The sequence below is a fragment of the Actinomadura spongiicola genome, from assembly GCF_003432485.1.
Lineage (GTDB): Bacteria > Actinomycetota > Actinomycetes > Streptosporangiales > Streptosporangiaceae > Spirillospora > Spirillospora spongiicola.
In genome coordinates, this window is the sequence record NZ_QVNQ01000003.1 from 143,357 (window position 1) to 155,904 (window position 12,548).

General features: G+C 71.7%; 9 protein-coding genes. All 9 read right to left on the minus strand.

Annotation, left to right across the window (positions count from 1 at the left end; all coding sequences use genetic code 11):
- Positions 1 to 11: 11 nt before the first annotated feature.
- The 9 genes from gltB to trpB all read right to left on the minus strand — a co-directional run bounded on the left by gltB (position 12) and on the right by trpB (position 12,453).
- Entirely contained in the window at positions 12 to 4,604 is a 4,593-nt protein-coding gene (gltB, locus tag D0T12_RS09370) for a glutamate synthase large subunit (RefSeq protein ID WP_117399117.1), read from the minus strand.
- A gap of 192 nt (positions 4,605 to 4,796) precedes the next feature.
- Complete coding sequence (locus D0T12_RS09375; protein WP_147339462.1) at positions 4,797 to 5,888, minus strand: hypothetical protein; 1,092 nt, start codon at positions 5,886 to 5,888, stop codon at positions 4,797 to 4,799.
- 11 nt (positions 5,889 to 5,899) lie between these two features.
- Positions 5,900 to 6,694, minus strand: coding sequence for a hypothetical protein (locus tag D0T12_RS09380; RefSeq protein ID WP_117399119.1), 795 nt, complete (start codon positions 6,692 to 6,694; stop codon positions 5,900 to 5,902).
- Positions 6,695 to 6,770: 76 nt separating this feature from the next.
- Entirely contained in the window at positions 6,771 to 7,901 is a 1,131-nt protein-coding gene (gene lgt, locus D0T12_RS09385) for a prolipoprotein diacylglyceryl transferase (protein ID WP_117399120.1), read from the minus strand.
- Between the two features lie 41 nt (positions 7,902 to 7,942).
- Positions 7,943 to 8,773: a DsbA family protein gene (locus D0T12_RS09390; RefSeq protein ID WP_117399121.1), complete on the minus strand. Its 831-nt coding sequence runs from the start codon at positions 8,771 to 8,773 to the stop codon at positions 7,943 to 7,945.
- 173 nt (positions 8,774 to 8,946) lie between these two features.
- The gene (locus tag D0T12_RS09395; protein WP_117399122.1) at positions 8,947 to 9,723 is read right to left on the minus strand and encodes a DsbA family protein; all 777 of its coding nucleotides are present in this window, start codon (positions 9,721 to 9,723) and stop codon (positions 8,947 to 8,949) included.
- A 59-nt stretch (positions 9,724 to 9,782) separates the two neighbouring features.
- Positions 9,783 to 10,274, minus strand: coding sequence for a vitamin K epoxide reductase family protein (locus D0T12_RS09400; protein ID WP_117399123.1), 492 nt, complete (start codon positions 10,272 to 10,274; stop codon positions 9,783 to 9,785).
- Positions 10,275 to 10,414: 140 nt separating this feature from the next.
- Positions 10,415 to 11,230: a tryptophan synthase subunit alpha gene (gene trpA, locus D0T12_RS09405; protein ID WP_117399124.1), complete on the minus strand. Its 816-nt coding sequence runs from the start codon at positions 11,228 to 11,230 to the stop codon at positions 10,415 to 10,417.
- Positions 11,227 to 12,453, minus strand: coding sequence for a tryptophan synthase subunit beta (trpB, locus tag D0T12_RS09410; protein ID WP_117399125.1), 1,227 nt, complete (start codon positions 12,451 to 12,453; stop codon positions 11,227 to 11,229). The genes trpA and trpB overlap by 4 nt, the downstream gene beginning before the upstream one ends.
- Positions 12,454 to 12,548 lie beyond the last annotated feature (95 nt).

Genomic DNA, 12,548 nt, shown 5'->3' on the forward strand with positions numbered 1-12,548 from the left:
GTCCCCCTCTCTCAGCTCTGCGCGGCGGCCATGACGGCCTCGTCCACGTCGCGTCCCTCGGCCTCGGCCCTGGCCATGGCCTCCAGGACGCGCCGGTAGTCACGCGGCATGATCTTGGTGAAGCGGGCGGCGGCGGCGTCCCAGTCGTCCAGCAGGCGGCGCGCCACCGCGGAACCCGTCTCGGCGAGGTGCCGTTCGACCAGCGTCCGGACGAACTCCACGTCGCCGCCGTCCAGCGGTTCCAGGTCGACCATCTCGCCGTTGACCCGCTCGGGCACCAGGTCCAGGACGTAGGCGATGCCGCCGGACATCCCGGCCGCGAGGTTGCGTCCCGTCGGGCCGAGAATCAGGGCTCGGCCCCCGGTCATGTACTCGCAGGCGTGGTCGCCGACGCCCTCCACGACGGCGGTGGCGCCCGAGTTGCGGACGCAGAACCGCTCGCCGACGATCCCGCGGGCGAACAGCTCACCGGACGTCGCGCCGTACAGGATGACGTTCCCGCCGATGATCTGCTCCTCGGCGGCGAACCCGGCGTCGGCCGGTGGACGCAGCGTCAGCCGCCCGCCCGACAGGCCCTTGCCGACGTAGTCGTTGGCGTCTCCGACGAGCCGCAGCGTGATCCCGCGCGGCACGAACGCGCCGAACGAGTTGCCCGCCGAGCCGGTGAACGTGATGTTGATGGTGTCGTCGGGCAGCCCGTCCGCGCCGCGCGCCCGGGTGATCTCGTGCCCGAGCATCGTCCCGACCGTGCGGTTGATGTTGCGGATGGGCAGTTCGAGGTTCACCTGGGTGCCGTGCTCGATGGCGCCCTCGGACAGCTGGATCAGCGTGTTGTCGAGCGCCTTCTCCAGGCCGTGGTCCTGGTCGGTGGTGCGGCGCAGCGCGGCGCCGTCCGGGACCTCGGGCGCGTGCAGGATCGGGGACAGGTCCAGTCCGGCCGCCTTCCAGTGCTCCACGGCGTCCCGCGTGTCGATCATCTCGACGTGCCCGATCGCCTCGTCCAGGGACCGGAACCCGAGGGCCGCCAGGTACTCGCGGACCTCTTCGGCGACGAACTCGAAGAAGTTGACGACGAACTCCGGCTTGCCGGAGAACCTCTGCCGCAGGACGGGGTTCTGGGTGGCGACGCCGACCGGGCAGGTGTCCAGGTGGCAGACCCGCATCATGACGCAGCCCGACACCACGAGCGGCGCGGTCGCGAAGCCGTACTCCTCCGCGCCGAGCAGCGCGGCGACGACGACGTCCCGGCCGGTCTTCATCTGCCCGTCGGTCTGCACGACGATGCGGTCGCGCAGCCCGTTCAGCAGCAGCGTCTGCTGCGTCTCGGCGAGGCCCAGCTCCCACGGCGCGCCCGCGTGCTTCAGCGACGTCAGCGGGGACGCGCCGGTGCCGCCGTCGTGCCCGGAGATCAGCACCACGTCGGCGTGCGCCTTGGACACCCCGGCCGCGACGGTGCCGACCCCGACCTCGGCGACGAGCTTGACGTGCACGCGCGCCGCCGGGTTGGCGTTCTTCAGGTCGTGGATGAGCTGCGCCAGGTCCTCGATGGAGTAGATGTCGTGGTGCGGCGGCGGCGAGATGAGGCCGACGCCGGGCGTGGAGTGCCGGGTCTTGGCGATCCACGGGTACACCTTGTGGCCGGGCAGCTGACCGCCCTCGCCGGGCTTGGCGCCCTGCGCCATCTTGATCTGGATGTCGTCGGCGTTGGTCAGGTACTCCGACGTCACCCCGAACCGGCCGGACGCGACCTGCTTGATGGCGCTGCGCCGCAGGTCGCCGTTGGCGTCGGGGATGAATCGGGACGGGTCCTCGCCGCCCTCACCGGTGTTGGACTTGCCGCCGAGCCGGTTCATCGCGATCGCGAGGGTCTCGTGGGCCTCCGCGGAGATGGACCCGTACGACATCGCGCCGGTGGAGAACCGCTTCACGATCTCGGACACGGGTTCGACCTCGTCCAGCGGCACGGGCTCCCGCTCGCCCTCCTTCAGCCGGAACAGGCCGCGCAGCGTCATCAGCCGCTCGGCCTGCGAGTCGACCGTGGAGGTGTACTCCTTGAAGATCTCGTAGCGGCGGGTGCGGGTGGCGTGCTGGAGCTTGAACACCGTCTCCGGGTCGAACAGGTGCGGTTCGCCCTCGCGGCGCCACTGGTACTCGCCGCCGACCTCCAGCGTCCGGTGCGCGAGGTCGTTGCCGCCCGGCGGGTAGGCGCGGGCGTGCCGCTCGGCGGCCTCCCGGGCCAGCACGTCGAAGCCGACGCCGCCGAGCCGGGACGTGGTGCCGGTGAAGCAGCGGGACACGACCTCCTCGCCGAGCCCGATCGCCTCGAAGATCTGCGCGCCGGTGTAGGACGCGACCGTGGACACGCCCATCTTCGACATGATCTTCAGGACGCCCTTGCCATACGCCTTGACGAGGTTCCGGACGGCCCGGACCACGTCCTGCGCCGGGTCGAGGCCGTCGACGGCGCCGCAGCGGACGAGGTCCTCGACGGTCTCGATCGCCAGATACGGGTTGATCGCGGACGCGCCGTACCCGATCAGCAGCGCCATGTGGTGGCACTCGCGGGCCTCGCCCGTCTCGATCACCAGACCGACGCGGGTGCGGGTCTTCTCGCGGATCAGATGGTGGTGGACGGCACCGGTCAGCAGCAGCGACGGGATCGCGGCGCGTCCGGGGTCGGCGCCGCGGTCCGACAGCACGATGATCCGGGCGCCCGCCTCGATCGCCCGGCTCACCTCGGCGTTGATCTCCTCCAGCCGGGCCGCCAGCGCCGCTCCCCCGCCCGCGACGTCGTACAGGCCGTGGACGACATGGGCGCGCAGATGCGGCAGAGACCCCTCGTCGTCAATGTGGATGATCTTGGAGAGTTCGTCGTTGTCGAGGATCGGGGTCGGCAGGACCAGCCGCCGGCACGAGTCCGGGCCGGGGTCCAGGAGGTTGCCCTCCGGACCGAGCGTGGACTGCAACGAGGTGACGAGCTCCTCGCGGATCGCGTCCAGCGGCGGGTTCGTGACCTGCGCGAACAGTTGCTTGAAGTAGTCGAACAGCAGTCGCGGCCGCTCCGACAGGACCGCGATCGGAGTGTCGGTGCCCATGGACCCGATCGGCTCGGCGCCGGTCCGCGCCATCGGCGTCAGGATGATCCGCTGCTCTTCGAGGGTGTATCCGAACGACTGCTGCCGCTTCACGAGCGTCTCGTGCGTCGGGATCTCCCGCTCCCGGTGCGGCAGCTCCTCGAACCGTACGAGGCCCTCGTGCAGCCACTCGCCGTACGGGTGCTCGGCGGCCAGCTGGGCCTTGACCTCGTCGTCCTCGACGATCCGTCCGGCGGCGGTGTCCACCAGGAAGATCTTGCCGGGCTGGAGGCGGCCCTTCCGGACGACCTTGGCCGCCGGGATGTCCAGGACGCCCGCCTCGCTGGACAGCACGACCAGGCCGTCGTCGGTCACCCAGTACCGGCCGGGGCGCAGCCCGTTGCGGTCCAGGACGGCACCGGCGACGGTGCCGTCGGTGAAGCTGACGCTGGCGGGGCCGTCCCACGCCTCCATCAGCGTGGAGTGGAACTCGTAGAAGGCCCGGCGCCGCGGGTCCATCTCGGTGTGGTTCTCCCACGCCTCCGGGATCATCATCAGCACGGCGTGCGGCAGCGACCGGCCGCCGAGATGCAGCAGTTCCAGGCACTCGTCGAACGAGGCGGTGTCGCTGGCCTCGATGTCGATCACCGGGTAGATCCGGGACAGGTCGCCGGGGATCAGGTCCGACGCCAGCAGCGCCTCCCGGGCCCGCATCCAGTTCCGGTTCCCCTTCACCGTGTTGATCTCGCCGTTGTGGGCGATGAACCGGTACGGGTGCGCCAGCTCCCAGGCGGGGAACGTGTTGGTCGAGAACCGGGAGTGGACCAGGGCGATCGCGCTGGTGAAGCGGCGGTCCGACAGGTCGGGGAAGAACGGCTCCAGCTGCGGGGTCGTCAGCATCCCCTTGTAGACGATCGTCCGGCTCGACAGGCTCGGGAAGTAGACCGGCACGTCCTGCTCGGCGCGCTCGCGCATGCAGAACACGACACGGTCTAGTTCCAGGCCGGTCTTGCCGGCGTGCGGACCGTCCGGGGCGGCGGCGACGAACAGCTGCGCGAACTGGGGCATGACCCGCCGGGCGGCCGGGCCGGTGAAGTCGGGGTCGTGGGGAAGCTCACGCCAGCCGAGGACCGTCAGGCCCTCCTCGGCGCACAGCGCCTCGATGTGGGCGGTCACGGCGGCGCGCTCGTCACCGTCCCGCGGCAGGAACGCGGCACCGGCCGCGTAGGAGCCGGGAGCGGGGAGCGGGAAGTCGCAGACCTCGCGGAAGAACGCGTCCGGGATCTGGACGAGGATGCCGACGCCGTCGCCGTCGTCCGGCTCCGCGCCCACGGCGCCGCGGTGGTCGAGGTTCTTCAGAACGGTCAGGGCGTTCTGCACGATGTCGTGGCTCTTGCGGCCGTGCAGGTCGGCCACGATGCCGACGCCGCAGGCGTCGTGTTCGTTCGCCGGGTCGTAAAGGCCCTGGGCGCGGGGACGGGCCGTCGCGCCGGGCGTGCGGGCAGCAGGTGTGAGGGCAGCAGAAGCCATCAACCCTCCCGTCGTCGTCGTGTCACTGCTTCGATGTCAGTGCAGGCTCGGGACGACGTTGGCCCTGCTGCGGTGAGATGACATTACAGCACTGCCGGGATCATGCCCGACCGCCCCAGATCGCGAAACTTCCAGGCGTCGATCCGACCGTGCGTCATCTCACAGTGGTTTAGACCATTCTACCCGGGAAGGTCAGTTTGAAGCGCGGGCGGCCCTGCCGAGCACGGCGGGAGCCTTACCGCCCTCGATCAGCAGCGACAGCAAAGTCTCGTTCTTCGCCTCATTCTTTACCTGGCCCGTCGCCTGGCCCGTCGCGCCGCCCGTACGCCGGCCCGCTCCGTCGCCGTCCAGGCGCTCCGCCCACGTGATCACGGCGAAGTGGCCCATGGCCAGGCCGCGCGCCATCCCGAAGCCGCGACCGAACCGGTCCAGCGGGGCGGGCGCCTCCAGCGGCCGGACGAAACCGGCGCCGAGCGTCTCCTCCAGCGTCGTGACGAACCGGTCCGCGTCCGCCGACCCGGCCAGGTTGAACACCGTGACGGCCAGCGCGTAGCCGTTCTCGGTGTCGGAGTAGATCCCCCGTGCCGCCTGGGTGCAGCCGCCCTTGCCCAGGACGTCCCCGATGGTCGCGCCCCACACGGCGGCGGCGCAGTCGGCGTCCAACCGTTTGGCGCGCAGCTTGACCGTCACCGTCTTCTCCCCGTCGTCGCCCGGGGCGGACAGCTCCGCGACCGACGCCGGGAACGCCTCCCCCACCGTCAGCGGCGCGGCGTCCGCGCCGCGGGACGCGATGCCCGCGTACGCCGACGTCGAGGGCGAGTTGGAATAGGAGTCCGGCGACGGGCCGTTCCCGACCGGTTTCCCGATCTTCGCGTGGGGCGTGGGACGGGGGGCGGCGCCGCTCTCCTCACCGTTCCGGAGGACGACCGCGCCCAGTCCGGCGAGCACGAGCAGGCCGAGGACGGCCGCCGCGCCGAAGTACGGCTTCGGCCCGAACCCGCCCTTGCTCCGCCTCGGACGGGCCTTGCGCGCTCGGGGCGGCGGGGCGTCCAGAGGCGGGTCGTACTCTCCGAACTCGTCCTCCACGGGGCCGTACGGCGGTGGTGGTGGAGGGGTGCGTTCCGGGCGCGGCGGACGGCGGGGCGGGGTACGCGGTCGGGACGTGCCCGCACGGCCGGGGGCCGCGCGGCGCGGGCCGGACCGCCCCCGGGAGGACGGACCGCCCTGGCGGCCGCCCGGCGCTCGCCGGGGGCCGCCGCCGCGGCGGTGCTCATCGGGGTCCACGGACGCGCAGACTACCGGCCGGGTTTCCCGGCGGCCAGGTTGAGCCGCCCGTACAGGAAGTCCGCCGCGTTCTCGACGGCCAGGCTCACGTCGATCATCTCGTTGAGCGAGCCGGGCCGGGCCCCACCGGCCCGCTCCACCAGCGTGATCACCGCGTAGTGGCCGTAGGTCTTGGCGTAGGCGGCGCTGAACCCGGCCCCGGACGCGGGCACGCCGGGCGCCTTCAGCGGAACCGGCCACCCCGCCTCGGTGCGCGGGTCGAGGTCGCGCAGGATCTGCTTGACACCCTCCTCGCTCACCAGGTTGATCACGACGAACTGGCCGACGTGCTTCTTGTCCGCGCTCACGTACGCGGCGCGGGCTATCTGGGTGCAGCCGAACTTGGCGAGGTCGCCCTGCAACCGCGCGCCCCACGTCGCGGCCTTGCAGTCGGACGTCAGGTCGGACGCGGCGAGCGTGAAGGAGTACGCGCCGGACTTCAGGCTCTTGGCGGAGAACGCCTCGCCCTCGGTGATCTGGCGACCGTCGGCGGACCGGGCGGCGATCGAGCGGAAGCCCTCACCGTCGTAGTCCGGCGTGTACGCGGTCGGCAGGACGTTCCGCGGCGCGGCCTCGTCCTTCTTCCCACCGCCGGTCAACATCGTCACCGCCACGATCGCGACGGCCACCGCCACCAGGACGGCGGCGGCGCCGAACAGGAGCTTCGGGCCGGGGAACCGGCGGCCGGGTCTGTCGTCCGGCCAGAAGTCCCGCCCGCGCCCCTTGCGCGCGGCCTTCGGGGAGCCTGTGTCACGAGCCTCGATCACGTCCGGGAGCTTAGCGGCACCGGCTGCCCCCGCGTGGCCAAAAGGGCGTTTCATCCAGATTCCTTGGGCGAACGGCCTACTTCCCGTCCTTGACGGGCTCCCCTTCCCGCTCCTCGCCCGCGTCCGCCGGCTCCTCGGGCCCCTTCGGCTCCCCGGGCTCCGCGTCGCCGGGCTCGGCGTCGGCCTTCTCGTCCCCGGTTCCGGACTCCTCCGCGGCCTCGTCCGCCTCGGCCTCGTCCGCCCGGGCGTCGTCGACCTCGGCGTCGTCCTGCGCCTCGTCCGTCGCTTCGTCCTTCGCTTCGTCCTTCGCTTCGGGCTCCGGTTCGGCCGTCGCCGGGGCGTCGGACGCCGGGTCCGTGGCGGCGACGCCGACCTTCTCCGGGCCGGTACGGCCGCGGGCCTGGTACAGGTAGGCGACGGCGCCGACGAAGAGGACGAACGACACCCAGTCGTTCAGCCGCAGGCCGAGGATCTCGTGCGCCTCGTCGATGCGCAGCGCCTCGATCCAGGCGCGTCCGAGCGTGTAGGCGGCGACGTAGAGCGCGAAGGCGCGGCCGTGCGTGAGCTTGTAGCGGCGGTCCGCCCAGATGACCAGGATCGCGACGCCGACGCACCACAGGAACTCGTACAGGAACGTCGGATGGTAGGTCGCGACGTCGGCGTACTCGGGGTCGAGCTGCACGGTGCCGTCCAGCCGGGGCCGCTTGTCCTCGCTGATCTCGATGGCCCAGAAGGCGTCGAGCGGCCGGCCGTACAGCTCCTGGTTCCAGTAGTTGCCCCACCGGCCGATGCCCTGCGCGAGGACGATCCCGGGCGCGACGGCGTCGGCGAGCGCGAGCACGGAGACCCCGCGCCGCCGGCATCCGATGGCCGCGCCGAGCGCGCCCAGCGCGATCGCGCCCCAGACGCCGAGGCCGCCCTCCCAGATCTTCAGCGCGCGGACCGGGTCGCCGCCGTCGCCGAAGTAGCGCTGGTAGTCGGTGGCGACGTGGTAGAGCCGCCCGCCGACGAGACCGAACGGCACCGCCCACACGGCCATGTCGACGACCACGCCGGGCGTGCCGCCCTTGGCGGCCCAGCGGCGTTCTCCCAGCCAGACCGCGACGACGATGCCAAGAATGATCATGACGGCATAGGCGCGGATCGGGACGGGCCCGAGGTGCCAGACACCCTGCGAGGGACTCGGAATATAGGCCAGCGGCTCCATGCCCGCAGACGTTACCGCGTCCCGGAGGCGGTGCGCGCCGTCTACGCCGCCGCCGGGTCGCCGCCGGCCGCCGTGTCGCGCGAGCGGGGGCCGCCGGACGCCGGTGCCAGGCCGCCGCCCGCCCGGGCCACGGCCTTCGTCAGCTCGTCCGGGGAGCGCAGCACGTCGTCGTCGACCTTCCTGCCGTTCAGCGCCAGGTACGGGGTGGAGTCGACCCCGGACCTCCCGGCCTGGGCGCTCGCCTTCTCGACCAGGTCGACGCGCTGGGCGTCGTGGACGCACGTGGCGAACGCCGGGTCGGTGACGCCGAGCTCGGCCGCGTACTTGATCAGGTTCTCGTTGGAGAAGCCGATGTCGCCCTCGGGGGGCTGCTCGGCGAAGAGCCTGTCGTGGTAGCGGACCCAGCGGTCGACCGGCAGGCACGCGGCGGCGTTCGCGGCCCGCCGCGAGTTCGACATGAGCGGGTCCTGCTGGAACAGCTGGAACGGCCGGTAGACGACCTTGACCCTGCCCTCGGCCGCGAGTCTCTTGATCGTCCCGCCGACCCTGGTCTCCACGGTCCGGCACATCGGACACTGGAAGTCCTCGTACAGGTCCAGGACGGGGGCGGTGACGCCGGGCCGTGCCATGGCCACGGCGCCGTGCTGCTCGCGGGTCGTGGGAGCCAGCGGGCCGTCGTAGGCGTCCTCCGCGAACCCCCGGCCGCCGCCGCGGGAGAAGGCCACGACGACGCCCGCGACGAGGACGGACGTCACGGCGACACCGCCGAGGACGACCTGGAGCAGCCGTTTCCGCCGTTCCCTCGCCGCGGCCCGTGCCTGGTGCTCCGTGAGCAGCCGGCGCGCGGACGGCTCGTTCTCATGCTCGCTCATCGATCCCCCGATCGCCACCGTACGTGACCGTTCATGCACGGACGAGCATACCGGGGCGCGGCGTGCGGAGCCCGGTGAAGCGCGCCGCGCCGCGCCGATCGCGGTGATCGGCGCGGCGCGGCGGAAGACGAATCAGGCGGGTCAGGCGGGTCAGGCGGGTCAGGCCGGGAACGTCACTTTCCGGACGCCCGGGCCTGGTCGACGGTGGCCCGCAGCGCACCCGGGTTCATGACCTGGCCCATTTCGAGCTTCTGGCCGTTCAGGAAGACCGTCGGGGTGCCTTCGACGCGGCGGTCCTGCAGGGCGTACTTGGTCATCGCCTGGACCTGGGTCTTCTTCTCCTCGTCCCGGACGCACTTCTCGAAGTTCGCGTCCGTGACGCCGACGTCCTTGCCCCACTTCACGAGGTCGTCGGGAGCGAAGCCCTCGTCGCCCTCGCGGGGCTGGAACCGGAAGAGGGCGTGATGGTAGGAGATCCACTTGTCGGCCGGGACGCAGAGCGCCGCCTCGGCCGAGCGCAGCGAGTTGATCTTGATGGGGTCGCGCTGCTGCCCGAACAGGTGGAACGGCCGGTAGACCACCTTGACCTTGCCCTCGCGGGCCAGTTCCAGGATGGTCTTGCCGCTGCTGTCCTCGAACTGCTTGCAGACCGGGCACTGGAAGTCCTCGAAGATCTCCAGTTCCGGTTTGGTCACGCCGGGCTGCGCCATCACGATCGAGCCGTCCTGCTGGCGGCTGAGCGGGGCCAGGGCGCCGGTGTACGCCTCGGCCTTGCCGTTGTCGCGCTGCCGGTCGACGATCAGGACGGTCCCGACCACGATGACCGCCACCGCGACCACGGACCCGAGGACGATGGCGAGCAGCCGCCGCTGCTTCGCACGCGCCGCCTGCCGCTTGCGCTCGGCGGACAGGCGCTCCCGCGCCGACCGCTCCCGTGCGGCCTTGCTCATGGGGTTTCTCCTATTGCGTGGGGGCCGCGCCGCGACCGTGCGGCGCGGTCCCGGCGAGACTAGTCGACTTGACCGATTCGCCGGAATTCGTCGATCAGTACGAGAACGAACAGCAGGACGGTGACGACGTGCACCCCGCTGCACCACAGGCAAATTTTGTGCAGAATTGCCAGTTCCACGGTGACGAGATAAACGACGAAGAGCATGCCGACCGACACGCTCGCGACCCGTCCCCACCGCAGCGGCGGCCAGGTCGACCGCAGCGCCCACGGTGTCATCAGCGCACCGAACGCGACGAAGAACGCCAGACCGAGCAGCGGCATGGGAATGCCGACCAGCGACGAGTACTCGCTGGTCGTGACCGCGTGACAGTCGACGGTCCTGGACGCCGAGCACACCAGCGCCTCTTCGTCGTAGTGCGTGATCGTCAGGTAGACGGAGATCCCGAAACCGGCGATCGTCAGGATCCAGGCCACGACCTGGGACCATACGGGCGGCAACGGCGGTGCGGCCGTGGTGGCCTCGTCCTTCGCCGTCATCTCTTGCGTCATCGTGATCCTTCCAGGTCCGTCTCACCCGGCGAACACACCTTACGGGAGAGCGGCGGAAGCACAAGCACGACTCGGAGGCACCGTCCGGAGTTACCAAAAGGTCCCGGGGACCCGGCCCGCGGGGCGGGCCGGGTCGAACGTCAGCGCCGGCCCGCGCGGACGCCCGCGGCCAGTTCCTCGGTGAGCGCGCGGATCCCGGCCAGCCCGGACGGCGGGTCGGGCGCGTCGAGCAGGCGGCGGACGAACGCCGAACCGACGATCACGCCGTCGGCGAATCCGGCGACCTCCGCGGCCTGTGCGCCGTTGCCGACGCCGAGCCCGAGGCCGACCGGAAGGGCGGTGCCGTGCTTGTCGATGACGGCGCGGGTCCGTTCGACGAGCCGGGGCGCGCCGGTGTCGACGGCGGAGCGGGCGCCGGTGACGCCCATCAGCGACGCCGCGTACACGAACCCGCGGGACGCCTCGGTGATCTTCTCGATGCGCTCGTCGGTGGAGCTGAGCGCGACGAGGAACACCCGGTCCAGGGCGTGCGCGTCGGACGCCTCCAGCCAGCCGGCGCCCTCCTCCGGGGTGAGGTCCGGGGTGATGAGCCCGGTCCCGCCGGCCGACGCCAGGTCGCGGGCGAACCGGTCGACGCCGTAGTGGTCGACGGGGTTCCAGTACGTCATGACGAGGGTCGGGACGCCGGTGGCGGCGACGGCCTCGACCGTCCGGAACACGTCGGCGACGCGGACGCCGCCGACGAGCGCCTGGTGCACGGCGTCCTGGATGGTGGGGCCGTCCATCATCGGGTCGGTGTAGGGCAGGCCGATCTCGATGGCGTCGCACCCGGCGTCGACCATCGTCCGCGCCGCCTCGATGGCGCCGTCGACGGTGGGGAACCCGGCGGGCAGGTAGCCGACGAGCGCGGCGCGGCCCTCCGACGCGGCCTTGTCGTAGGCGGTCCGGACGCTCACTGGCCCTCCCCCTCGGGGACGAGGCCGAAGAAGCCGGCGGCCGTGTGCATGTCCTTGTCGCCGCGGCCGGACAGGCACAGCACGATCACGGCGTCCCGGCCCAGTTCCGCGCCCAGCTCGGGGCCGATCTTGAGCGCGCCCGCGAGCGCGTGCGCGGACTCGATGGCCGGGATGACGCCCTCGGTGCGGCACAGCAGCGCGAACGCCTCCATCGCCTCGGCGTCGGTGATCTCGCGGTAGTCGGCGCGGCCGGAGTCGCGCAGCCACGAATGCTCGGGGCCGACGCCGGGATAGTCGAGCCCGGCGGAGATCGAGTGGGTCTCCACGGTCTGGCCGTCGTCGTCCTGGAGCAGGTAGGTGCGCATGCCGTGGATGACGCCGAGGGAGCCGCCGACGAGCGTCGCGGCGTGCCTGCCGGTCGCGACCCCGTCGCCGCCCGCCTCGAACCCGTACAGCCGGACGGACTCGTCGGGGATGAAGGCGTGGAACGCGCCGATCGCGTTGGAGCCGCCGCCGACGCAGGCGACGACGGCGTCGGGCAGGGCACCGGTCAGCTCCAGGCACTGCCGCCGCGCTTCCACGCCGATGATCCGCTGGAAGTCGCGGACCATCATCGGGAACGGGTGCGGGCCCATGACGGAGCCGATGCAGTAGTGGGTGTTCTCGACGCTGGCGACCCAGTCGCGGAACGCCTCGTTGCAGGCGTCCTTGAGGGTGCGGCTGCCGGTCGTCACGGGGACGACCTCGGCGCCGAGCATCCGCATCCGGGCGACGTTGAGGGCCTGCCGCTCGGTGTCGACCTCGCCCATGTAGACGGTGCACTCAAGGCCGAGCAGCGCCGCGGCCGTGGCGGTGGCGACGCCGTGCTGCCCGGCGCCCGTCTCGGCGATCACGCGGGTCTTGCCCATGCGCCGGGTGAGCAGCGCCTGGCCCAGCACATTGTTGATCTTGTGTGAGCCGGTGTGGTTGAGGTCCTCGCGTTTGAGGAGCACGCGGGCGCCCGCGTGCGCGGAGAACCGTTTCGCCTCGGTCAGGAGACTGGGACGGCCCGCGTAGCCGGCGAGGAGGTCCTCCAGTTCGGCGGTGAAGGCCGGGTCACGCTTGGCGGTCTCGAACTCGCGGGTCAGTTCGTCCAGCGCCGCCATCAGCGCCTCGGGGGCGAACCGGCCGCCGAACGGTCCGAAGTGGCCCGTGGCGTCGGGCACGGCGGTATCGGTGGTCATGAGTAACGCGTCCTGTCATACGAGTAGGGGGCTTGTTCGCTGGGTTCAGTGAAAGCCCCGCCATCGCTCCCGGAGCGGCTCGACCTGCATGCCCG

Bases quoted from the DNA above. Each gene is read 5' to 3' on its own strand.
- D0T12_RS09395 (WP_117399122.1), bottom strand. From the start codon at position 9,723: ATGAGCAAGGCCGCACGGGAGCGGTCGGCGCGGGAGCGCCTGTCCGCC.
- D0T12_RS09400 (WP_117399123.1), bottom strand. From the start codon at position 10,274: ATGACGCAAGAGATGACGGCGAAGGACGAGGCCACCACGGCCGCACCG.
- D0T12_RS09390 (WP_117399121.1), bottom strand. From the start codon at position 8,773: ATGAGCGAGCATGAGAACGAGCCGTCCGCGCGCCGGCTGCTCACGGAG.
- gltB (WP_117399117.1), bottom strand. From the start codon at position 4,604: ATGGCTTCTGCTGCCCTCACACCTGCTGCCCGCACGCCCGGCGCGACG.
- trpB (WP_117399125.1), bottom strand. From the start codon at position 12,453: ATGACCACCGATACCGCCGTGCCCGACGCCACGGGCCACTTCGGACCG.
- lgt (WP_117399120.1), bottom strand. From the start codon at position 7,901: ATGGAGCCGCTGGCCTATATTCCGAGTCCCTCGCAGGGTGTCTGGCAC.